Genomic DNA, 24,222 nt, shown 5'->3' with positions numbered 1-24,222 from the left:
AGCACCGCTCTCGTTTTCCTCGAATGGAGCGATCATGACCGAACTTCACGTCGTCACCGGAGCCGGGCCCGTCGGCTGGACAGTTGCCGAACAGCTTGCAGCACAGGGTCATTCGGTGCGGGTCCTGACCCGATCCGGCAGCGGGCCCGAGCACCCGATGATCGAACGCCGCGCAGTCGACATCGAATCCGACGATCTCCGTCGACACCTCGACGGAGCCACCGCCGTCTACCACTGCACCCACGTCGCCTACGAGAACACGGTGTGGCGGAACAAGCTCGTCGCCATAGAGAACCGCGTGCTCGACGCGGCCGCGGGCACCGTTGTCGCGTTTCCCGAAAGTCTGTACGCCTACGGCCGAGCCGACGGACCGATACGCGAGGACTCACCCCGGGATGCGACGTTCCGCAAGCTGGGTGTGCGCACGCAGCTACTCGCCGCGCGCGACGCTCACGCGACCCCCACCGTCAGCGTCGCCGCCTCGGATTTCTACGGGCCTCGGGTGATCACCTCGCACATGGGTGAGCGGGTGATCTCGCCGATTCTCGCCGGAAAGCCGGTCCGCGTCCTCGCCTCCGCCGACCTTCCTCACTCGTTCACCTACGTCCCCGATCTGGCAGCTGCGATGATCACGGCCGCGGCCTCACCGTCGATGTGGAACACCGTCCTGCATGCGCCCACCGCGCCCGCGGTCTCGCAGCGCACGATGATCGAGATGTTCTCGGCTGCTGCAGATCTGCCGACTCCGAAGGTCGGTGCCATTCCGGCCTGGGCACTGCGACTGCTGAGCGCGGTACCCGGTCCGATGAAGGAGCTCGGCGACACCCTCTACCAGTTCCGCTACCCCTACCTTCTCGACTCGAGCCGCAGCGAGGCGATCCTCGGGCTACAGCCCACTCCACTCGCCGACGGCACGGCCGCAACGATGGCGTGGTGGACAGCCTCGACGCCCGCCGTCTCCGTATGACGGGCGGGGGCTAAAGTCCCGTCGGTGAGCGACGCTTCCTTCCGTACCCGACTGCGTGAGTCTCCGGGGGTCGGCAAGCTGACGACCATTCGGTTCGCCGGTCAGTTCGGCGACGGGTTGTTCCAGGCCGCGCTCAGTGGTGCCATTCTGTTCAACCCCGAGCGCGCGACCAATCCGGCCGAGATCGCGGCCGGATTCGCGGTGCTGTTGGTCCCGTATTCCTTGGTGGGTCCGTTCGCCGGAGCGCTTCTCGACCGCTGGGATCGCCGGTCGGTCCTGCTGTGGGCCAACATCGTTCGTATGGTGCTGATCGTCGCCACCGCAATCCTGCTGTGCGCCGGGGTGGATGCCACACCGTTGTTGCTGTTGGCTCTGGCCACCGTAGGGCTCAGTCGGTTCGTGCTCGCGGGAGCGTCTGCGTCGCTGCCGCACGTGGTTCGGCAATCGTGGCTGGTACCGATGAACTCGGTGCTGGCCACCGTCGGATCCGGTTTCGCAGCGGCAGGTGCGGGTCTCGCCGTAGCGGTGATCGGAGTGATCGGTGCCGGGGATTTCGGCTCGGGTGTCGCCGTGGGTCTCTCGGCCACCGGGTCGGTCGTCGGGGCGCTCGCCGCCGCGCGGTTCCGACCACGATCCCTCGGACCGGGCATCGAGAACCGCACCGACAGTCCACTGAAAGACGTTGCTGCAGGACTGAAGTCGGGTGCCCAGGCCGTCTGGCGCTCCGCCGGTGTCACGACCGCGATGCTCGGCATCGGCGCGCACCGCATCGTGTTCGGCATCAACACACTGATCATGGTGTTGGTTCTCCGCGAAACGACGAGCAGCACCCTGCCCGGCGGCCTTGCCGGCTTCGGCATCGCCGTCGGTGCCTCGGCGGTCGGCATGTTCCTCGCCGCCCTGATCACCCCCTTCGCCGTTCCCCGGTTCGGGCGCACCCGCACGATCGCTGCCGCTCTGGTGCTCGCCATCGTGGCGCAACTCGGTGCCGTCTCGGGCCTGACGCAGACCAGCCTGCTGCTCGGAGCCTTCCTCCTGGGTATCGCCGGGCAGACCGTCAAACTCAGTGGCGACGCTGCCATGCAGATCGAGATCGACGACGCCCATCGCGGACGCGTCTTCGCGTTGCAGGACACCGTGTTCAACGTCGCCTTCGTCGCCGCCCTCGCTGCTGCGGCCTTCGCCGTCGGCCCCGACACGACCGATCTGAGCCAGGACCCCACCGCGCACATCCTGGTGTTCGTCGGGGCAGGTATCTACGCCCTCGGCCTGGCGGCAGCGGTGGTGAACACCGGGCGCACACGCCGCTGACGTGGTGTATCTTTCCGTATCGGACCGATGGGTTTCGTCGGAGAACACGGGGGCACCGCATGCACGGCCGCTTGACGTCACTCGGCTGCATACTCGCGGTTGCCGCAGGTACGGCCGTTCTCGCTGCGCCACCGGCGTTCGCGGCGCCGCCTCCGCCGGTGAACTCCTGTGGCGAAACAGGATTCGACCCCAAGGACTACCCACCCGAGCCCATCGGACCGGGCAATCCACCACAGCTGCCGCCGTTGCCGGATCGTGTGGTGATCCCCGTGCCCTATCCGTCGATCGAACTCGTACCGGTTCCCGATTTGGCCCCGAACAACACCCGCGTACGGGCCGAACCGTTGACCGACCCGTGTGCGGACCCGTGCCCCGATCTCACCGACGACACCGATTCACCGACGCCGGCAACGGGCTCGGCAGACCATCTGCCGTTCCCGCGCATCGAGATCGACCCGCAACCCGAGACCATCCCGATCCCGATTCCCGGCCCCGCTGCCCCGGGAACGCCGCCGCCCGCGCCCGCCGTCAACCCAGCGGAGCCAGGACCCACGACGGTCCCGCCAGGAGCACCTGCCGTCGGACACGTCGAGGTCGTCTCCCAGCTGACCGGACCGGGATCGGAGAACCGCACCGACAAGCGATGGCAGGTGAACGGAACCGACCTCGGCATCATGTGGGAGAGCAAGCCCGGTGAGGTCGCCGTCGCCTTCGGCGATTCCTTCGGCAAAGGGTGGGAATTCGGCGTCGTGGGCGGCGGCGACTGGCGTTCGAATGCGCTCGGCCACAGCACCGACACCGACCTGTCCGACGGCATGACCCTGGACTCCAGGGTGCAGGATTCCCGTTGTCACGCAGCCGAACTGCTGCCGTCGCGCAAGATCAAGAACTGGGAGACAACGGTCATTCCCACGTCCGGTTTCGCGATCGACGACCGGCAGTACATGTCGTACATGTCCATCAGGCGCTGGAGCACGATTCCCGGCATGTGGTGGACCAACTACGGTGGCATCGCCTACTCGGACGACAACGGTTCCACCTGGGTCAAGGACGAGCATGCCAAGTGGGACAACGTCTTCGGCTTCTCCAAGTTCCAGGTGTCGACGATGGTCCCGGCGGGGGAGTACGTCTACATGTTCGGCACCGTCAACGGACGCGCCGGACAGGTCGGGCTCGCCCGCGTCCCGAAGGCCGACGTGTTGAACAGGACCGCCTACCAGTACTGGGTGAACGGCACCTGGGCTCCCGTCGGATCGAACGAGGCCACCCCCATCGCCGACGGTATGGCCGGGGAACTGTCGGTCCATCACGACGAGGCCCGAGGCCTGTGGCGGTTGACGTATCTCGATCCGCTGCGCGGCGATATCGTTCTGCGCGAGTCGAATTCACCGCAAGGTCAGTGGACCGCGCCGACCACCCTGATCGACACCGCCGAGTACCCCAAGACCTACGGCGGGTTCGTTCACCCGTGGTCGACGGCGAACGAGCTGTACTTCACCGTCTCGGAATGGGACAGCTACAACGTCTATCTGGTCAAGGCCGAGCTTCGCTCGTCGTGAGCGGAAACTCGTAGCAGGCTACGAGGTTTCGTGCACGTGCGGCGCAGCCGCTCCTACTGCCTGGGCCACCACTCGAGCAGCGCGGCCTCCGCGTCCTCGCGGGAGAGCGGTCCCCGGTCGAGACGCAGTTCTTTCAGGAACTTCCACGCCTTGCCCACGTCGGGTCCGGCCGGGATGTTCAGCAACTCCATGATCGCGTTGCCGTCGAGGTCGGGCCGCACCCGCGCCAGATCCTCCTGCTCGGCGATGCGGGCGATGCGTTCTTCCAGGTCGTCGTAGGTGGCCTGCAGCGCGGCGGCTCGACGCTTGTTCCTGGTGGTCGAGTCGGCCCGAACCAGCTTGTGCAGCTTGGGCAGTAGCTCACCGGCATCGGTGGCGTAGCGCCGCACGGCGGAGTCGGTCCACTGACCCTTGCCGTAGCCGTGGAAACGCAGATGCAGGAACACCAGATGCGAGACGTCCTCGATCATCTTCTTGGAATACTTCAAGGCGCGCATGCGCTTACGCACCAACTTGGCACCGACGACCTCGTGGTGATGGAAGCTGACTCCACCACCCGGCTCGTTTCGCTTGGTATCGGGCTTGCCGATGTCGTGCAGCAATGCGGCCCAACGCAATACGAGGTCCGGATCGCCGTCCTCGAGATCGATGGCCTGCTTCAGCACAGTCAGCGAGTGGGTGTACACGTCCTTGTGCTGGTGATGCTCGTCGATCTCGAGCTTCATGTTGGGCACCTCGGGAATGATCCGCTGCGCCAGGCCCGTCTCGCACATCACGTCGATGCCGTCGATCGGGTGCTCGCCCAGGATCAGCTTGTCCAGCTCCACCTGGATTCGCTCGGCGGTGATGCGGTCGATCTGCTCCGCCATGTCCTCGATGGCCCGGTGCACCCGTGGCATCAGAGTGAAACCCAGCTGGGAGACGAACCGCGCGGCCCGCAGCATGCGCAGGGGATCGTCTCCGAACGAGACCTCCGGTGCCGACGGAGTATCGAGAACGCCCTCGAGCAGCGCGTCCATGCCGCCGAGCGGATCGACGAATTCCTGGACGCCGTCCGCTCCGAGACGTACGGCCATGGCGTTGACGGTGAAGTCGCGTCGAACGAGATCTTCTTCGAGGCTGTTGCCGTACTGCACCTCGGGATTGCGGGAGACCTGGTCGTAGGAGTCGGTGCGATAGGTGGTGATCTCGATCGTCTGGCCGTCCTTGGCCGCGCTGATGGTCCCGAACGCGATGCCGGTGTCCCACTGATGGTCCGCCCAGCCCGACAGCAACGCCTGAACGTCCTCGGGCCTGGCGTCGGTGGTGAAATCCAGATCGGTTCCGAGTCGACCGAGAACTGCATCGCGCACCGAGCCACCGACGAGGAAGAGCTCGTGCCCCGCCGCGGCGAACAGTGCGCCCAGCGGAGTCAACACCGGAGCGAGTTCGCGCAGCGTCACAGCTGCTCCCGCCAGCAACCTCTCCCGGCGGGCATCGGTCTGCTCGGCGGAAACGGAGGACAGGGACTGATCGGCCACGGTGGGAGAGCCTACTTGCGCCGAGCCGATCGATTGTCCCGGCCTTCACCCCGCGGTGCGGCACGGTAGAAGAGTGCGCACAGGCAACTAGTATGGATCGGGTGTCTGCTGCCGAACGTGCGAACAGGAGCCGCCGCAACCCGCGGCGGCGTCAGGCACGCGCCGACACCGAAGCACCCAAGCTGCGGACCGTCCGCGAGACCTCGGCAGGCGGCCTGGTGGTCGACGGCCTCGACGGCCCGCCGGCCAAGCGCTGCGCCGCCCTCATCGGCCGCACCGACCGCCGCGGACGCCTCCTCTGGTCCCTGCCCAAGGGGCACATCGAGCAGGGCGAAACCGCCGAGCAGACGGCCATGCGCGAGGTCGCCGAAGAGACCGGCATCCGCGGTACCGTCCTGGCCTCGCTGGGCAGCATCGACTACTGGTTCGTCACCGAGGGCCGACGCGTCCACAAGACCGTCCACCACTACCTGCTCCGATTCCTGGGCGGCGAACTGTCGGACGAGGACCTCGAGGTGACCGAGGTCGCCTGGGTCCCGCTGACCGAACTGCCCTCTCGACTCGCCTACGCCGACGAACGCAAGCTCGCCGCCATCGCCACCCGTCTGATCGAGGACATGAGCAGCGGCAACTCGGGCGCACCCATCCCCGGCGGGAAGTGATCGTGCGGGCCCGGAAGGTCGCTGCCGCCGCATTGACCACGTTCGTTCTTGCGGTGGCTCCGTCGGTCGGCTCCGCAGCACTGGTCCCCACGCAGCTTCCGAACGCCGCGGCCCAACCCGACTCCTCCGTCGGCGATGCGTCCGGCACCACCAGCGCCGTTCCGGACACTCCGATGACGCAGGACGGCAACCCCTTCCTGACGCTGAGCATCGAGACCGTCGCCCCCTCCACTGTCACCACCAGCAGCGACCCGTTCGTCACCGTTCGCGCCACGGTGACGAACACCGGGGACCGCCGCGTCGACGACGTCAGTGTCCGGATGCAGGCCGCTGCCGCCGTCGACACCACCGCGGGCCTGCGGACCTCCCTGACTCTCGACCAGGACCGATTCGAGCGGGTGGGCGATTTCGTCACGGTCGCCGACTCACTGGAGAAGGACGAGAGCCGCCAGTTCGACATGTCGATGCAGCTGCGCAGCACCACCGAACCTTCACTGGGAATCGAGGCGCCAGGCGTCTACCCGCTGCTGCTCAACGTCAACGGCACCCCCGAGTACGGCGGAACCGCACGACTCGACGACGCTCGCTTCCTGCTCCCGGTCGTCGGACTGCCCCGAAACCCGGGTGAGATGGATCCGACCGCACCGGGTGCGATGCCGCTGCCCCCGAACACCCGCAACCCCGTCGCGATGACGGTCCTGTGGCCGCTCGCCGACATCCCGCGCCTCGCTGCCGGAATCCCCGGATCCGTCGACGAGCGCGTGCGACTGATCGACGACGAACTCGCCGGCGAACTCGCCACCGGCGGGCGACTCGACACCCTCCTCAAGGCCGTCGAGTTCGCGACGCAACCCGGCCTCGATCCCGACGGCAGACTGGCGTCGAGCCTGTGTATCGGCCTGGACCCCGACCTGCTCGTCACCGTCTCGAACATGACCCGCGGCTACCTCGTCGTCGACAACCCGGCCGATCCCGCCAGCACGACGCGTGAGGGCACCGGAAGCGCAGCCGCAGGTCAATGGCTGTCCCGACTCGAGACGGTCGCGTCGAGCACCTGCGTGACGGCGATGCCGTTCGCCCAGACGGATCTGGGGGCAGTGGCCGACATCGGCGATCCCACGTTGCTGAGCAGTGCGGTCAGCGCCCCGGCAGACATCGTCGACGGCATCCTCGGCATCACCTCGACGCGCGGTTTCACCTGGAGCACCACCGGTGGCGTGGACGCGGACACCGCCGATGCCCTGCGCACGGCAGGAACCGGCACCGTACTGGTCGCCGACAACAGCATCAGCCCGCCGACATCGGCCCCGACATCGCTGCTGGTCTCGTCCGAGACCCAACCGTCGGACACCCAGCAGACCGAGACGCTGGCCGCCACCCACTACGACGCCGCCACCGCAGCGGCGCTGGCCGGCGTCGGAGACACCCCGTCCACCCCCGCCCTGACCCCCACCGAGCAGCGCTTCGACCTCGCCACCGACTCTCGTACCGCACGCCTGCAGGACGCGCTCGGAGCCGTCAACTTCCATGCGCTCGTCGGCACCGATCGGCCCGGGCGCACCGTCACCGTCGCGCCCCCGCAGTACTGGACCGCGGGGGGCGACGAACCGTCGGCCATTCTGTCGACGGTGTCCTCGCTGCTGCGTTCGGGGTTGGCTACGCCGCGCCCACTGGCCGAGTTGCTCGCCGAGCCCACGTCCGGACCTCCGGTGACCGGCATCGATGCAGCCACCGAACTCGATACCGGCACCATCGGCCTGGTGCAATCGCAGAGCGCCCGGGTCGACACTCTGATGCAATCACTCGTCGAGGACCCGCAGTCGGCGCTGACCCCGCGCCTGTACACCGCCCCGCTGCGCGAGGACATGCTCCGCGCGCTGTCGACGGCCGGTCGCGCAAGTGCCGCCAGTGACGAGACCGGCGTGATGGCGCGCGACCGACTCGCCGCCATTCGCATCGGGCTGGACACCATCTACGGGTCGGTGACCGTGCTGGCCCCTGGCGGGGTCTACACCCTCGCCTCGGAACAGAGTCCGCTGCTCCTCGTCGCCCGCAACGACCTTCCGGTCCCGGTCAACGTGCTGCTCAGGGTCGATGCGCCGCCGGAGATGACGATCAGCGACGTCGGCGTCACCCAACTTCCGGCCCGTGGATCACGGACCATCACCGTGCCGGCCGAAGTGGACGACACGCGCAATCTGTCGGTCGACTTCTCCGTCACGACGCTCGACGGGTCCCGGCTCGGTGAGGTCTCGACGGTGTCCGTGCGATCGAACGCATACGGCCAGGCATTGGCGATAATTACCGCCTGCGCCGGTGCTCTCCTACTGTTACTTGCAGGTCGACGCCTTTGGCACCGATTCAGAGGTCAACCCGACCCGGCCGACGAAGGGTACGAGAGACCATGACAGGCAACGTCCCGTACGACGGCGACCTGCCGCGGTCACGCATGCCCGCATCGCAGGTGTTCCGACGCACGACGCCACCGCGGTCCGCCCCCTGGGAGCGGCAGTCGCGGCCGGAGCTGCGCTCCTACCCGGCACCGCCCTCGCTCGACGGTCAGCCGGCCGCCGACGACACCGTCACGCAGATGATCCCGCGATTCCGGGACGAGGACTACCCCTATCCTTCGTCGAGCACAGCACCGTCCGGAACGGTTCCGCCGACGAGAGTTCCGCCGGGCGGGTCCGACCCGGCACCGCAGCCCGAGCCGCGGCCGCAGAAGTCACTGCTGGCCGCGTCGGGTTCGATCGCGGTGGCGACCCTGGTCAGCCGCATCACCGGATTCGCCAAGCAGGTCGCCATGACGGCCACCCTCGGCGCGGCGCTGGCCAGTGCGTTCACCGTCTCGACGATCCTGCCGAACATGATCTCCGAGCTCGTCCTCGGCGCAGTGCTCGGAGCCATCGTCGTGCCGGTGTTGGTCCGAGCCGAGCAGGAGGACGCCGACGGCGGACGGGCATTCGTGCGACGCCTCTTCACCATCGCAGTGGCGCTGCTCGGAACCGTGGCGCTCGCGGCGACGATCGCAGCCCCGCTGCTGGCGAGGCTGATGCTCGACGGCGATCCGAAGGTCAACGAGGACCTGACCATCGCGTTCACCTATCTGGTGCTGCCCGCGCTGATGTTCTACGGACTGTCCGGCCTGCTCACGGCCGTGCTCAACACCCGGCAGAACTTCAAGCCCGGCGCCTGGGCACCGGTGTTCAACAACCTGATCGTGCTCGCGGTGTTCGCCCTGTACCCCTTCGTCCCGGGCGAGATCACCGCGAACACCATCGAGATGAGCAACCCCAAAATCCTCGTTCTCGGCCTCGGTGTGACCGCGGGTGTCGTCACCCAGGTTCTCGCGCTGATCCCGGCCCTGCGCCGCGAACGCATCGACCTGCGTCCGCTTTGGGGATTCGACGAGCGACTCAAGAAGTTCGGCGCGATGGCCGCCGCGATCGTGCTCTACGTCGTCATCAGCCAGATCGGGCTGATCGTCGCCACCAGGATCGCGTCGGGCACCGACGATGCCAGCAACGTGATCTTTTCGCAGGCCTGGATCGTGCTGCAGTTGCCCTACGGCATCCTCGGCGTGACGGTACTGACGGCCATCATGCCCAGACTCAGCCGCAATGCCGCCAACGGTGACACCCCGTCCGTCGTCGACGATCTGTCGGTCGCGACCCGCCTGACGATGGTCGCGCTGGTACCGATCGTGGTGTTCCTGACCTTCGCGGGGCCGTCGGTGGGCGAGGCGCTGTACGGCTTCGGCCGGTTCGCCGAGGTCGCACCCAGACTCGGCGAGGCCGTCAGCTGGTCGGCGTTCTCCCTCATCCCGTACGCCCTGGTGCTGATTCACCTGCGTGTCTTCTACGCCCGTGAGAAGGCCTGGACGCCGACGTGGATCATCCTCGGCATCACCGCCGTAAAGATCGGCCTGTCGTTGCTCGCCCCGATCGTCGCGTCCTCGCCGGAGCAAGTGGTGCTGCTCCTCGGCGCAGCGACCGGCCTGGGCTACACCGTCGGCGCGATCATCGGCGGATACCTGCTGCACAAGAGCCTGGGCAGTCTGCGGATGGCCAACGTCGGCAAGACGGTCTGGCTGGTGCTCATCGCCTCACTGGCCGGCGGCGCGGCCATGCTCGCGATCGACCGGATCCTCGGGCTCGACGCCATGATGAACGGCTGGGTCGGCAACTTCGCCCGCGTGGCGATCGACGCCGTCATCATGCTCGGCATCACGTTCTCGATCCTATGGTTCGGCAAGATTCCCGAAGTTCTGGCGGTCACCGTGGCCCTGAGCCGCCTCGTCCGCAGGTTCCGCGGAGGATCCGACACGCGGGACGCAGATCTGGCCGCTGCAGAAACCGGCGTTATTCCGGTTATTCGAAGCGAGCCCACATGGGACACTGCGCGGGATCGGCTCCCGTACCCTGGTCATCGGCACCCGGGGGCACAAGCTCATGAGGGTCGACCGTTCGTAGATCAACACGGGGCATATTCGCCTGAAGGAGTGACAGTGACCGACGACGAAGTTGCTGGGGGGCCGGCACAATCTCCAGCAAGCGAAGCCGACCGAACGAGCGGCGGCGTCGAGGTCGACACCCAGGACCGCACCGAGCCCGTGAAGGCCGAGGCTTCTTCCTCCAAGACTCCGAATCCCGCCGAGACGCCGGCGAAGACCGCGCCCGAATCGAAGACTGCAGCCGAGTCGAAGGCACCTGCTCCCGAGAAGGACGTCGAAAAGTCCGCCGACGAGCCAACGGCCGTCGAGCCCGCTGTCGACAAGCCTGCTGCCGCCAAGTCTGCTCCGAAGCCGGCCGACAAGACCGTCTCCATCTCCAAGGCTGCTCTCGCGGCGCGTCCGACCGACAAGACCATCTCGATCTCCAAGGCCGATCTGCCGGTCGAGACCGAAGACGAGAAGTCCACACAGGAGTCGAAGCCCGCGGCGGATGCGGATTCCGAGAAGACCGCAGCAGTACCGGCCACACCCGCTAACGACGACTCGTCTTCCACGGACAACGTCGATACTGCTGCGGCTGCGGCGAGCGCTCCCGGGCGCACGCTCCGCGGCCCGACGCTCATTCCCGGTGCCTCCGTTGCCGGTGGACGGTACCGACTGCTGGCACCGCACGGCGGCGCGCGCGGCCTCAAGTTCTGGCAGGCCCACGACGTCAAGCTCGATCGCGAGGTCGCGCTGACGTTCGTCGACGCCGACCAGCAATCCACCGCCTCGACCGACGACCGCACTCAGGGACCGCAGGCGATCCTCTCGCGCACGCTGCGTCTGGGTCGGATCAATTCGCCCGGCCTCGCACGCGTGCTCGACGTGGTGCGTGGCAGCTCCGGCGGCATCGTCGTCGCGGAGTGGACGCCCGGCCGGTCACTGCGCGAGATGGCCGACACCGTGCCTGCACCCACCGGCGCGGCACGCGCGATCAAGGTCCTGGCCGCAGCGGCCGAGGCCGCACACCGCAGCGGAGGTGCGCTGTCGATCGATCATCCCGATCGCGTGCGCATCAGCTCGAGCGGCAATGCCGTCCTCGCCTTCCCCGCAACACTGGCCGACGCCGACCCCAGTTCGGACGTCCGCGGACTCGGCGCGATGCTCTACGCCCTGATCACCGCCAGGTGGCCCCTGTCCGACACCACCGGCGGCGCCGTCGTATCCGGCGACGCAGCTCCGGCACGCAGCGTCGGCGGTATGCGTCCGGCCGACCGCGACGACAAGGGTGCCCCGCTCGAGCCGAGGCAGGTTCGTCCGGACGTTCCGTTCGAGATCTCCGCCGTCGCAGTGCGGGCGCTGGAACAGAACAGCGGAATCCGTACCGCTGCCACCGTGCAGCACGTCCTCGACCAAGCAGCCGTGGTCAACGACAAGACGGATCTGATGCCGGCTCTGCGATTGGGCCAACGTGCGCCGGGTGCCAGTGGTCATTCGCTCGCCGACCCCGAGGAGATCGCCGCCGAGAAGGCGAAGTCGATGCGCACCAACATCGCCATCGCCGTACTCGGCGCCTTGACGGTCGTCGTGCTCGCGTTCGCGGGCTTCTGGCTGTTCACCTCGATCGCAGGCGACAACACCGAAACTCCGCTCGACACCCAGGACTTCGGACTCACGACTCCGGCCGAGGCACCGCCCGCAGCCGATTCCGCGGCCCCCCCGGCTCCAGCCGGTGGCCCGGTAGCGATGGACGACGTCAGCGTCTTCTCACCCCAGGGTTCCGCCGACAACCCGAGCACCGCGTCCAACGTGATCGACAACGACCCCAGCACCGCGTGGACGACCGACTCGTACTTCCAGCAGTTCCCGGCTCTCAAGAACGGCGTCGGCCTGCTCGTGTCCATCCCGTCCTCGACGCTGCAGAACGCCTGGATCGAATCGACGTCTCCGGGAACCGTCGTCGAGATCCGGTCGGCCCCGAACGACTCACCCAGCCTGAGCGACACCACGCTGCTCGGTGAGGCCACGTTGCAGAACGGCCGAACCGACATCGCCCTCAGCGACGCGGAGCCGACCGGGAACGTCCTCGTCTGGATCACCAGTCTCGGCGAACAGGGTGGCCGCATCGCCACCTCGATCTCCGGGATCGGTTTCGACACCTAATTCGGGCATTCGGTAATCAATACCGGCTCGTTTCGTACTTCACGGTATTCATGGCCTAGGCTCCCCCCAATGCGTTAACACGGGGGGAGCCGTTTTCGTATGACCGAACGTTTCGATTCGGCGCCAGGGGAGCGCACGGATGCGGAGCTTCTGGCTGCTCATGCGGCCGGAGAGCCGAACGCCTTCGCCACGCTGATCTACCGACACCACGAACACCTGTGGCTGACGGCTCGGCGCACCAGCTACACGCCCGAGGACGCCTCCGATGCTCTGCAGGAGGCGTTGCTCTCCGCTCATCGCACGGCCGGGTCGTTCCGCGCCGACGCCGCGGTCCGAAGCTGGTTGCACAAGATAGTCGTCAACGCCTGCCTCGACCGCATCCGCAGGAACAAGGCACGACCGTCGGTTCCGTTGAGCGAGAACGAAAGTCACGAGCCCGTATCTCCCAGGGATCGAATTTCCGAGACGGAGACCAGCATTCTCGTTCGGCAGGCTCTGATGACGTTGCCACCCGACCAACGCGCAGCCGTCGTCATCGTGGACATGGAGGGCTACTCGGTGGCCGACGCTGCCGACCTGCTCGGCGTTCCCACCGGTACCGTGAAGAGTCGATGCGCCCGCGGTCGACTCAAGCTCTCGACGCAACTCGCGTACTTGAAAGATGCAGGGAACCGAATCTGACCCCCTCGCGTCTATACCGTGTGAGAGAGAAAGCAGACTCGGCGAAGGGAGGCAGGATCGTGCCGTCGAGCACCGACGCTCTACAAGCCCCGTTCTCGCCGGAGCTACTCGCCGATCTGCATGCCGATGCACTTCCCGAGGACGTCAGTAGGCGACTGTGGCCACTGGTTCGCCTCGACGAGGATTCGCTGCGGATCCTCGCCGGTCTCGACGCCGTCTCGGCTCGACTGCACGAGTTGGGCGAGGACCCCACCGGGACGTTGTCGATTCCGCCCGACGTCGCCCAACAGATCGATCGCACCCTGCACACGGTCGAGCAATCGACGTCCCCGGTGGACGTCGTCGTTCCGCTCCGTCCGCGCAGACGCCGTATGGTTCTCGGAACCGCCGCTGCCGCAGCACTTCTGACGGCCGGATCGGTTGCTGTCGCGGCGGCCGTGTTCACTCCGGACGAGCCCGAATCGATCGTTGCCGACCCCACTCAGGCTCCGGATTCGTCTCTGGTGCTCGATTCCGCCGACCTCGACTCCGGTTTCGCGTTCGGCATCATCGGCAAGCGGGATCCCGGAGCATTGGCCGATCCGGCCGACCTCGCTGCCTGTCTGCAGTCCAACGACGTGGATCCGGCCACCACCGTTCTCGGATCGAGTCGAGTGCGCGTCGACGGCCGAGACGGAACGCTGCTCATCCTCGCCGGAGAACAGCCCTCACAGTTCATCGCCCTTGCGGTGGGCAACGACTGCAGCACTGCGAACCCGGACGTGCTGACGCGTCGCGATATCGGCTGACAGATCTCTCACCGGGGAACAACTGCCTCTAGGGTGGTGTTGACCAGATGTACGTCGACCGGCGTGTGCGCTGAACACTCGCTTGTCGACTGCACGTATACGCCGCACATGATCGGAAGGTCTGCATTGAGTACCCCCAAGGTTCACGATCTCATCATCGTCGGCTCGGGACCGGCCGGTTACACCGCCGGCGTCTACGCCGCACGGGCGGAGCTGGAGCCGATCCTGTTCGAGGGAACACAGTTCGGCGGTGCGCTGATGACCACCACCGAGGTCGAGAATTTTCCCGGGTTCCGCGAGGGCATCATGGGCCCCGATCTGATGGAACAGATGCGCGAACAAGCGGCGCGATTCGGTGCCGACATCCGGACCGAGGACGTCGAGGAGCTCGATCTGACGGGCCCGATCAAGACGGTGTCCGCCGGCGGCGAGACCTACCGGGCTCGGGCGATCATCCTCGCCATGGGCGCAGCAGCTCGCTATCTGTCCATCCCGGGTGAGGAGAAGTTGCTCGGACGCGGCGTCAGCGCCTGCGCCACCTGTGACGGCTTCTTCTTCCGTGATCAGGACATCGCCGTCATCGGTGGTGGCGACTCGGCCATGGAGGAAGCAACCTTCCTCACTCGCTTCGCACGCAGCGTCACGATCGTGCACCGCCGCAGCGAGTTCCGCGCGTCGCGCATCATGCTCGAGCGCGCCAAGAACAACGACAAGATTCGATTCCTCACCGACACCAAGGTGCTCGAGGTCCTCGGTGACACCAGCGTCACCGGGCTTTCGCTCGAGCACGCCGAAACCGGCGAGAAGACCACTCTGGACGTGACCGGAATGTTCGTCGCGATCGGCCACGATCCGCGCAACGAGCTGGTCAAGGGCCAGGTCGAGCTCGACGACGCCGGCTACGTCAAGGTCGCGTCGCCCACGTCGGCCACGTCCGTCGAGGGCGTCTTCGCTGCCGGAGACCTCGTCGACCACGTGTACCAGCAGGCCATCACCGCTGCGGGTACGGGCTGCACCGCGTCGATCGACGCCGAGCGGTGGTTGGCCGAGCAGGGCGACATCACCAGCAACACGCTCGAACACGCCGACCAGCCGGTCGACGCCGTCAACGCCTGACAGGCACCGAACTTCCACATCGAGGAGATAGAAAATGTCCGACGACAAAAGCACTGTCACCATCACCGACGCGTCGTTCGCCGACGACGTCCTGACCAGTGAGAAGCCCGTCCTGGTCGACTTCTGGGCCACCTGGTGCGGCCCGTGCAAGATGGTCGCCCCGGTTCTCGAGGAGATCGCGGCCGAGCACAAGGACAAGCTCACCATCGCCAAGCTCGACATCGACGCCAACCCGCAGGCCGCTCGCGACTTCAAGGTCATGTCGATTCCGACGATGATCCTGTTCCAGGGTGGCAAGCCGGTCAAGCAAATTGTCGGCGCAAAGGGCAAGGCCGCGCTGCTCAAGGACCTCGAAGGCGTTATCTGACTCACCTGCACACAGTGTGGATTGCAGCGGAAGCCAGTCTTTCTGCGACAATCATCTGATGTGCCGATGCTTCGGCATCGGCACATCAGCCGCAAGGTGTGAGTGCCGTCGGAACGATCGAGAGGCTTTGTCGAGGATGCAGGAACTCAGTCACGGCGATTCCGGACCCGCCGTCGCCGAGGTCCGCGGCACTCTGTCGGCTCTCGGCTTTCTCCACGAAGCGGTAGTTCCGCCCGGTCCCATGGACGACGGCCACTGGACGGCTCCCGGTTCCGTCTTCGACGGTGCCCTCGGAGGTGCTGTCCGCGCGTTCCAACAGCACCGCGGTCTGTTGGTCGACGGCGTCGTAGGCCCGGCCACATATCGCGCACTCAAAGAAGCGTCGTACCGCCTCGGCGCTCGAACCCTCATCTACCAGCTGTCCGCTCCGCTGTACGGCGACGACGTCGCCTCGTTGCAGACGAGACTCCAGGACCTCGGTTTCTACAGCGAGCGCGTCGACGGCTTCTTCGGTCCCCGCACGCACGAGGGACTGTCCTCGTTCCAGCGCGAGATCGGCCTCTCCCCGGACGGCATCTGCGGACCGGCAACTCTGCGCTCTCTCGACCTTCTCGGCACGCGCGTCACCGGTGGATCCCCGCACGCCATGAGCGAGGAAGAACTCGTCCGTAAATCGGGACCGCAGTTGACCGGCAAGCGCATCGTCATCGATCCAGATCTCGGCGGAGCAGACACAGGACGCATTGTCGACGGAACGTTCGGCCGCGTCTCCGAGTCCGAGATCCTGTGGGATATGGCGAGCCGACTCGAGGGCCGCATGGCCGCGACCGGCATGGAGACCTTCCTGTCCCGTGCGCGCGGCACCAACCCCTCGGTAGCCGACCGCGCCGAGACCGCCAACGCCTGGGGTGCCGATCTGATGATCTCGCTGCGCTGCGCATCGAGCACCAGTCCCGTGGCCAACGGCGTCGCCAGCTTCCACTTCGGTAACTCGCACGGCTCCACCTCGATGATCGGTCAGGTACTGACCAGCTACGTGCAGCGTGAAATTGTCGCTCGCACACCACTTTTGGACTGTCGCAGCCATGGCCGCACGTGGGATCTGTTGCGTCTGACCAACATGCCGACCATCCAGATCGATCTCGGCTACCTCACCAACGAGTCCGACGTCGAGGTGCTCAGCGATCCGCGCTTCCGCGACATCATCGCCGAAGCAATTCTGATCGCCGTCAAGCGTCTGTACCTACTCGGTCAGGACGATCAGCCGACCGGAACGTTCACCTTCGCCGAGTTGCTCGCCGAGGAACTCGCTGCTTCCGATCGCCCCTGAACCACCGCGCGGGAACGCGTCGGTGGGTGAGGTGTCACCGCGCCCCGACCGTCGACTTCTGCTCGATGTCGACGACGGAGATGCTGGCTGCGATCAGTAGCTGCTCGAGTGCAGATTCGACGTCCTGCTTCCAGCCGTGATCGCGATCGAGCTCGAGCCGCAGTCTCGGAAATCTGTGGTGGGGAGCAATCACCTCGAACCCGACCTTCTCGAGGAAGTCCGCTTCGATCATGCACGTCGACGCCGAACACATCAGCTGTGCCGTGGCGTTCGGAACCACCGGCGCAGCATCGTCGGCGTTGCGTCGAATGCCGAACGCTTCCAGAGCACGGACTCCACGATTGACGAGATCGCCCACGACGGCCTGGATCAACGTGGCCGAATGCATGTCGGCGTCATCCGGCGAATCGATTCGCAACTGAGTCAGTAGAACTGCATCGTGGCTCACCGGCGACGTCGGGAACGTGCCGGCTCGTGGAACTGCTCGGGGTGGGCAGTAGAGCGCGCAGCCGATGGTCTTGCCGTCGACGGACAGCAACTGTCCGCAGGATCCCCATTCGAGCATGATCGTCGACAGCCATACTTCGTTCTCGAATTCGAGATCGACCGAGGAACTCTCCGACGCGGGATCGAGTACCCAGAAGCTGCACCGCCGCGAATGCGTCGGCAAGTGCTCGAACGAACCGAGCGTCACTCCGGTCACCATCGCCGACACCGCTTACCTCAGCCTTCGTGCACTCGTTCACCGCGAGAATTCTCGATCGGAGCCGATCTGCCCCTCGATCAGGATAGGCGATTGATTCGCTTGACCCGTCGGGTGGAGCCGATCATTCAAATGTGTTGTTTCACAGTACTTTTCGAGCAGATTTTGAGATTTCGGGACCACCTCCGACCGAGCTACGTCACAGTGACGTTTCGACCGGGTATGACTGGTCCTGAAAAATCGTGGCTACTTTTTCTTCTGTGCTTCCATCATCTCGACGATCCTCTGAAGGTCATCGACGGATCCGAATTCGACCACGATCTTGCCTTTTCGCTTGCCAAGGCTGACCGTGACCCGCGTATCGAACGAATCCGAGAGGCGATCGGCGACGTCTTGGAGGCCCGGCATCTGGATGGGCTTGCGCCGGGGCGCCGGTTCCGGGCTCTTCCCGTCCTCTCGGTTGGCGAGGGTGACGGCTTCTTCGGTCGCGCGGACGGAGAGACCTTCGGCGACAATTCGCGCCGCCAATGACTCCTGCGCATCCGACCCCGCGTCCAGAGATAACAGAGCGCGAGCGTGTCCGGCCGACAGAACCCCGGCCGCGACTCGTCGCTGCACGGGAATCGGCAGCTTCAACAGACGAATCATGTTGGTCACGACCGGACGCGACCGACCGATTTTCGCGGCCAGTTCCTCGTGCGTGACATCGAATTCTTCGAGTAGCTGTTGGTACGCGGCTGCCTCTTCGAGCGGATTGAGCTGGACGCGGTGGATGTTCTCGAGCAATGCATCGCGCAACATCGCGTCGTCCGCGGTCTCCCGAACGATCGCCGGAATCGACTCGAGGCCGGCTGCCTGGCTTGCACGCCACCGACGCTCGCCCATGACGAGCTGATATTTTGCATCTCCGGCCGCAGCGGAACCCGACACGAGACGGACAACGATGGGCTGCATGAGCCCGAATTCACGGATCGAGTGGACCAGTTCGGCCAACGATTCGTCGTCGAAGACGTGCCTCGGCTGCTTGGGATTGGCTTCGATTCGATCCGGTGCGATCTCTCGGTAGACGGCACCGACGGGGGAGAGGTCGTCTCCGTTCAGCACCGGCGGGGTCGGTGTGGGTGCCGTCGCGGTCTCCGTGAGTTCATCCGCCGGTGCAGTCCGTTTCGGCTTGGTGGACGTATCCGGCCGGTCCTTGGCGTTGCGATCCGCGCCGATGATCACGTCTGCCGCCGCGTTGCCGAGGCGTGGTCCGGCATCGGGTCCGGTGGGGATGAGTGAGGCCAGGCCGCGGCCCAGACCACCCTTACGTGTGGAACTCATCTGTTCACTTCTTCCGTGCTTCGTCGATGCCGGCCGATCGGGCAGCGAGCTCTCGTCCGGCGTCCAGGTAACTCATCGCTCCGCGTGAACCGGGGTCGTAATCCAGCACCGTCATGCCGTATCCGGGAGCCTCGGACACCTTGACGCTGCGAGGGATCACGGCGCGTAGGACGGCGTCGCCGAAGTGCTTGCGTACCTCTTCCGCGACCTGGTCTGCCAACTTGGTGCGCCCGTCGTACATCGTCAGGATCACGGTGGAGACGTGCAGTTCGGGATTCAGATGCGACTGCACCAGCTCGATATTGCGGAGGAGCTGACCCACACCTTCGAGCGCGTAGTACTCGCACTGAATGGGGATGAGTACCTCGGTCGCTGCGACGAGTGCATTGACCGTCAGCAGACCGAGCGACGGGGGGCAGTCGATGAGGATGAAGTCGGCGTCGATACCGGAGAGTTCCTCCACCGACAGGGCCGTCTTGAGGCGACCTTCGCGGGCCACCATCGACACCAACTCGATCTCGGCGCCGGCGAGGTCGATGGTCGCCGGGATGCAGAACAACCTGTCGCTGTGCGGACTCTTCTGCACTGCGTCCTTGGCGCTCACTTCACCGATGAGGACCTCGTAGCTCGACGGCACACCCGAGTGATGCTCGACGCCCAACGCCGTGCTGGCGTTGCCCTGAGGGTCCAGATCGACCACCAGAACGGTCAGTCCTTGGAGGGCTAGCGCGGCAGCAAGGTTCACGGCGGTCGTCGTCTTCCCGACGCCACCCTTCTGATTGGCGATCGTCAGCATGCGTCGCTTCGCCGGCTTCGGCAGCGACACCGATCCGGGATGCAGAACCTGGCTGGCTCGATGTGCCGCGGCGCCGATCGGGGTGTCGTTCGGAGAGATCGCGTTGGTGTACTCGAACCCGGAGCTGGCCGCCACCCCCGACTGTTTCCCCGAGTTGCTCGACGCGTTCTTCTTGGACGCTGTTTCACGTGAAACAGCGCGATCGGACCCACCCGACATATGTGCTCCTTAGTGCGGAACTGACTGTGTTCAATACGATCGATCGGATCGAGCGCGGGATGTGTGAGCCCACGATCGAAATCAGTGACGACTCAGTCTCCGCGGCTCACGCACCGCTCTGACGACGATGGTGGGAGTGGGCAACAGACCCACTCCGCACTCCACTACCTCCAGCTTGCCAGCACCCATCCGGGTGAGGGAAGTCCGGTCGCGTTCGATCTCTTCGCCGGCGCTCGATCCCTTCAGAGCCAGCATCCGCCCGTGCTCGTGCACCAGAGGGAGCGACCACTTGGCGAGCTTCTCCAATGGTGCCACCGCCCTGGACGTGACCACATCGGCACCGCCGGCTTCCTTCTTTACGCCGGGCTGTTCCGCGCGCCCGCGCACGACCAAGATGTTCAGATCATGTTCCTCGATGAACTCTGCGAGATAGACGGTTCGGCGGAGGAGGGGCTCGACGAGCGTCACCCGCAAGTCAGGCCGCGCGATCGCCAACGGGATACCGGGCAAGCCGGCACCGCTGCCGATATCGACGACGGTCTCGCCCTCGTCGATGAGCTCACCGATCGCCGCGCAGTTGAGGATGTGTCGCTCCCAGAGCCGTGGAACTTCACGCGGTCCGATGAGTCCTCGTTCGACGCCGGCCGTAGCCAACGAGTCGTGGTACCTCCGTGCCAACTCGAGCCGATCACCGAAGATCTGCTCCGCCACGGCCGTCAACTGATTGCTATCCGAGCCTTCTTGTTCCACGTGAAACATCTTCCCGTGCCCGGGCACGGAACGCCAAACGACATCGCTGTAACTCGATCGAATCGATGTCGAACCGCCGAGATCAGGTACCAACGCGACCGACAGGTGGCCGGCCGCGCGGGGGTCCTCGATGAGTGGATCCGTCGCGATTCTCAGCGCGGGCGGACCATCGGAATCGATCTCCCGTTTGTTTCGGTCCGACTATCTGCCGACTCCGCACGGTTCGACAGACCGCCCGTCCGCCGGCCCCGCCAGTTGGTCCCGCCGCGACTGGGGTGTCTCGATGCCCCGCGCTGTTTCACGTGAAACTGCTTTGCCATTGCCTCACTATCGTCAGTGCCGCGTGACGGCTCGATGACGTATTCAGCGTTGACTCTCAAGGATCTCGACAGCAGGCATCGGTGTCGGAAGAGCGGTTCGTACATGCTCGGACGACAGATAACCGACCTGCACAAACCAGGGACTCGGTCCAACAGGCGTAGTACCGACCGACCCTGTACCGCGAGCGGCTGACGCCATTCCAATCGAACACATTTATGCCTCCGTCCGGCTGGCGAGGTACGACTGATCGGCTCGTGGATGTTTCACGTGAAACTACGTACCTGTACGAGTCCTACGTTTCTGAAAGGTGTTGATCGACAACCGTCAGCCGGTGGAGATTTGAACGAGTCTCTGGCAACCACGAGGACAGTTCCGGGCACCTCGATGCCGTGACACACATAGTCGGAGGACACCCGCAGGCGTGCTTCCATTCTCGGACGCGTCCCCGATCGACCGGGAAATCTTTTCGGTGCATCCGAACTTCGGCCGTCGTCCGGGCTCACGGTGGTCTCGATTTCCCACGAGCTCAGCGGTCCCACACGTTCGTACTCTCGAAGTGTCGTCGTCCAGACATTCGTCATGCCGATTCCAGCCCTCGAATTGAGACTGCCAAGATTCTCGATCGGCAAAAGTCGCGGGAACGTCAGGTCGCCCGCCGCGTTGCCCGGATGAAGACGAACACATCCGGACTTTCGATAGCGCGATCCCTGAAGCTCGATCGCCGCGGATACATCCACCATCGAGATGACATCGATCGGGCGTCGCAAATTTTCCGTACACCGGCAATACCGACCGACGCAGCTTCCATCGACCGTCGGACGAAGAAGTCACGGAATCGTCGACTGCGTGAACCGTAGTGCGTCGCTCGGTAGCGGCGCCGAATCCGACAAGACCCACTGGAGTCAGATTCGATCCTTCCCTGAGTCGGACCACGTTCGACTCGATCGCACGTGCTCGTCGATAGGTCGAGGCATCCATGATCGCCCGCAATGTTTCACGTGAAACTGCACCGACTACAGACCGTGTCGATCCGGCACTCAGATCTCGGAACCTAGGGGGGCTCTGGAGATCGTTCTACCCCGACCCTATAGATAGAACGACAGTCCCCGAATCCAGAACTCACACGGGCGTATCGGCAACAAATTCGCTCACTTCGGATGCCGCCTGTTTCACGTGAAACAAACGCGACCGTGGCGAGCAACAGGTAAGAAAGACACCATCGACTTTGCCGTCACAGTGACGAAAGCGCAGTGCATGACTGATCTCGAGAATCCGGCGAGAAAATCGATCGCACCCGCGCCGACGTCCGCCATGGTCGAGCAAATTACATCGATGACATTCGACCGAAGGATCTACCACATCCGGATACGACGATGGCCCCCACCGAAGTGGGGGCCATCGACTGGGGACGCTCTGTTACGCCTTGACGACGACTACTCGTCGAGCCGGCTCGACGCCGGTGCTTTCGCTCGCGACGCCGTCGATCTTGGCGACCGCGTCGTGCACGATCTTTCGCTCGAACGGAGTCATCGGGGTCAGCTCTTCGCGCTCACCGGATTCGAGTACACGACGCGCAGCTTCGGCACCGAGGTTGCCGAGTTCGGTGCGCCGATTCGCACGCCAGCCCGCGACGTCGAGCATCAGCTTGCTGCGCTCACCCGTCGACTGCTGGACCGCGAGGCGAGTCAGCTCCTGCAGTGCATCGAGAACCTCACCCTTGCGGCCCACGAGCTTGGCGAGATCGTCGCCACCGTCGATGCTGACGATGGCGCGGTCACCTTCCACATCCAGATCGATGTCGCCGTCGAAGTCCAGGACGTCGAGGAGTTGCTCGAGGTAATCGCCGGCGATCTCGCCTTCCTCGACGAGGTAGTCCTCGTCGTCCTCGTCGTCGTCATCCGACTCGTCGTCGGTCTTGTTCTCGACGACGCCCGAGTCCTCGGACTTCTCTACCACGGGAGTCTCGTCTGCCTCCACGTCGACTGCACTCACCTGATCGGCCTCGACCACCACGTCACTTGCTCCATCCCCGGATACCGCCCCAGCTGTCTGCACTTCGTCGTTCTGAGCTTCTTCTACGTCCGCTGCCATGTTCGTCCTTCTCTCGACGCGTCGGTCAGCGCCGCTTGCGCTTGGTCGACTTGTTCCGGTTCGCCTGCGGTCTCGGTTTGGCCGGCGATGCGGCACCGGACGTCGAACCGGCGATACCCTCACCGGTCTCGGCCGTCGCCGAATCACTCGTCGGCGTCATCTTGGAGAGCTTGGGGCGAGCGCCGGGCTTCGGCTTGGTGGTCGACACAGGCTTCACACCGGGCTTCGGCGCATTCTCGGAACGCTTCTCCACTGCGGCAGCGGCCTTGGCAGCTTCTTCCTTGTCGATCTTTCCGAACACCAGGTGCTGCTGCGCGTAGGTCCAAGTGTTGTTGCTGACCCAGTACAGCAGGATGGCGATGGGAAGCAGGGCACCGAACACCAGCACACCGAGCGGGAACACGTACAGGGCGAGCTTGTTCATGATGGCGGACTGCGGGTTCGCTGCCGCAGCGGCGCTCTGACGGGCCACGGACGCGCGCGAGTTCATGTGCGTCATGATCGCCGCGATGATCATCAGAGGAACGGACACCGCGACAATGACCCAGGTGGACGGAATGGTCGCGCCCGGTCCCACGGCGAATGCGTTGAGCTGGTCCTGCGGCATCGTGATCCACGCCGAGATCGGCGCACCGAACAGACGAGCGTCCAAGAAGGACTGCACGTCCGACACGTTGAACGCGTAGTTGGACAGCTCGCGGTTCTCCTCGGGAGTCAATCCGAGCTGGCCGATGCCGGTACCGGTGCGGTTGAACGAGCGCAGCACGTGGAACAGACCGATGAACACCGGCGCCTGCGCCAGCACCGGCAGGCAGCCCATCAGCGGATTGAAGCCGTGCTCCTTCTGGAGCTTCTGCATCTCGACGGCCATCTTCTGCTTGTCTTTGCCGTACTTCTTCTGCAGAGCCTTGATCTGCGGCTGTAGCTCCTGCATCTGCCGAGTGGTGCGGACCTGCTTGACGAAGGGCTTGTACAGAATCAGGCGGAGGGTGAAGACCAGGAAGACGACGGACAGTGCCCAGGCGAACCCATTGCTGGGATCCTGGAACACAAAGCCGAACACCTTGTGCCACACCCAGAGAATCCAGGCAACCGGGTAGTAAATGAAGTCGAGCACGGC

The 24,222-nt window shown here is 65.2% G+C and carries 18 protein-coding genes; 11 read left to right on the top strand and 7 right to left on the bottom strand.

What is annotated here, in order from left to right; genetic code table 11:
• Positions 1–34 precede the first annotated feature (34 nt).
• The 3 genes from QM590_RS20430 to QM590_RS20420 are packed head-to-tail and all read left to right on the top strand — an operon-like array spanning position 35 to position 3,837.
• The gene (locus QM590_RS20430; protein ID WP_149408155.1) at positions 35–967 is read left to right on the top strand and encodes an NAD-dependent epimerase/dehydratase family protein; all 933 of its coding nucleotides are present in this window, start codon (positions 35–37) and stop codon (positions 965–967) included.
• A 24-nt stretch (positions 968–991) separates the two neighbouring features.
• The gene (locus QM590_RS20425) at positions 992–2,278 is read left to right on the top strand and encodes an MFS transporter (RefSeq protein WP_149408156.1); all 1,287 of its coding nucleotides are present in this window, start codon (positions 992–994) and stop codon (positions 2,276–2,278) included.
• Between the two features lie 59 nt (positions 2,279–2,337).
• The gene (locus QM590_RS20420) at positions 2,338–3,837 is read left to right on the top strand and encodes a glycoside hydrolase family 183 protein (RefSeq protein WP_269596177.1); all 1,500 of its coding nucleotides are present in this window, start codon (positions 2,338–2,340) and stop codon (positions 3,835–3,837) included.
• Between the two features lie 53 nt (positions 3,838–3,890).
• Here the strand turns inward: QM590_RS20420 and QM590_RS20415 are convergent, their stop codons facing one another.
• Positions 3,891–5,357, bottom strand: coding sequence for a CCA tRNA nucleotidyltransferase (locus QM590_RS20415; RefSeq protein WP_269596178.1), 1,467 nt, complete (start codon positions 5,355–5,357; stop codon positions 3,891–3,893).
• Positions 5,358–5,458: 101 nt separating this feature from the next.
• Between QM590_RS20415 and QM590_RS20410 the strand changes: the two genes are divergently transcribed.
• The 8 genes from QM590_RS20410 (at position 5,459) to QM590_RS20375 (ending at position 16,899) form a co-directional block, all read left to right on the top strand.
• Positions 5,459–6,019: an NUDIX hydrolase gene (locus QM590_RS20410; RefSeq protein ID WP_068047657.1), complete on the top strand. Its 561-nt coding sequence runs from the start codon at positions 5,459–5,461 to the stop codon at positions 6,017–6,019.
• Entirely contained in the window at positions 6,016–8,427 is a 2,412-nt protein-coding gene (locus QM590_RS20405) for a glycoprotein (protein WP_269596179.1), read from the top strand. The genes QM590_RS20410 and QM590_RS20405 overlap by 4 nt, the downstream gene beginning before the upstream one ends.
• The gene (locus QM590_RS20400) at positions 8,424–12,617 is read left to right on the top strand and encodes a lipid II flippase MurJ (protein WP_269596180.1); all 4,194 of its coding nucleotides are present in this window, start codon (positions 8,424–8,426) and stop codon (positions 12,615–12,617) included. Before QM590_RS20405 ends, QM590_RS20400 begins: the two co-directional genes overlap by 4 nt.
• Before the next feature lie 99 nt (positions 12,618–12,716).
• Positions 12,717–13,298, top strand: a complete 582-nt coding sequence (gene sigM / locus QM590_RS20395; RefSeq protein ID WP_094687344.1) for an RNA polymerase sigma factor SigM — start codon at positions 12,717–12,719, stop codon at positions 13,296–13,298.
• A 59-nt stretch (positions 13,299–13,357) separates the two neighbouring features.
• Positions 13,358–14,086, top strand: coding sequence for an RsmA family anti-sigma factor (locus QM590_RS20390; RefSeq protein WP_149408159.1), 729 nt, complete (start codon positions 13,358–13,360; stop codon positions 14,084–14,086).
• 126 nt (positions 14,087–14,212) lie between these two features.
• The gene (gene trxB, locus QM590_RS20385) at positions 14,213–15,202 is read left to right on the top strand and encodes a thioredoxin-disulfide reductase (RefSeq protein ID WP_094638551.1); all 990 of its coding nucleotides are present in this window, start codon (positions 14,213–14,215) and stop codon (positions 15,200–15,202) included.
• 34 nt (positions 15,203–15,236) lie between these two features.
• Positions 15,237–15,569: a thioredoxin gene (trxA, locus tag QM590_RS20380; RefSeq protein ID WP_068047667.1), complete on the top strand. Its 333-nt coding sequence runs from the start codon at positions 15,237–15,239 to the stop codon at positions 15,567–15,569.
• Between the two features lie 136 nt (positions 15,570–15,705).
• A complete protein-coding gene (locus QM590_RS20375; RefSeq protein ID WP_149408160.1) occupies positions 15,706–16,899 on the top strand; it encodes an N-acetylmuramoyl-L-alanine amidase in 1,194 nt (397 codons plus the stop codon).
• A 34-nt stretch (positions 16,900–16,933) separates the two neighbouring features.
• Here the strand turns inward: QM590_RS20375 and QM590_RS20370 are convergent, their stop codons facing one another.
• The 6 genes from QM590_RS20370 to yidC form a co-directional block, all read right to left on the bottom strand.
• The gene (locus QM590_RS20370; protein ID WP_269596181.1) at positions 16,934–17,614 is read right to left on the bottom strand and encodes a GNAT family N-acetyltransferase; all 681 of its coding nucleotides are present in this window, start codon (positions 17,612–17,614) and stop codon (positions 16,934–16,936) included.
• A gap of 234 nt (positions 17,615–17,848) precedes the next feature.
• Entirely contained in the window at positions 17,849–18,925 is a 1,077-nt protein-coding gene (locus tag QM590_RS20365; RefSeq protein WP_149408162.1) for a ParB/RepB/Spo0J family partition protein, read from the bottom strand.
• A 4-nt stretch (positions 18,926–18,929) separates the two neighbouring features.
• Positions 18,930–19,940, bottom strand: coding sequence for a ParA family protein (locus QM590_RS20360; RefSeq protein WP_149408163.1), 1,011 nt, complete (start codon positions 19,938–19,940; stop codon positions 18,930–18,932).
• An 81-nt stretch (positions 19,941–20,021) separates the two neighbouring features.
• Entirely contained in the window at positions 20,022–20,699 is a 678-nt protein-coding gene (gene rsmG / locus QM590_RS20355) for a 16S rRNA (guanine(527)-N(7))-methyltransferase RsmG (RefSeq protein WP_068047690.1), read from the bottom strand.
• 1,728 nt (positions 20,700–22,427) lie between these two features.
• Positions 22,428–23,102 (bottom strand): Jag family protein, encoded by a 675-nt coding sequence (locus QM590_RS20350; protein ID WP_269596182.1) that lies wholly within the window; start codon positions 23,100–23,102, stop codon positions 22,428–22,430.
• A 25-nt stretch (positions 23,103–23,127) separates the two neighbouring features.
• On the bottom strand, positions 23,128–24,219 hold the full coding sequence (yidC, locus tag QM590_RS20345) for a membrane protein insertase YidC (protein WP_149408164.1): 1,092 nt from the start codon (positions 24,217–24,219) through the stop codon (positions 23,128–23,130).
• Positions 24,220–24,222: the final 3 nt, after the last annotated feature.

Source organism: Rhodococcus sp. IEGM 1372, assembly GCF_030056835.1.
GTDB lineage: Bacteria > Actinomycetota > Actinomycetes > Mycobacteriales > Mycobacteriaceae > Rhodococcoides.
The sequence above is the reverse complement of the archived record's forward strand: the minus strand, read 5'-3'. Positions and strand labels throughout refer to the sequence as shown.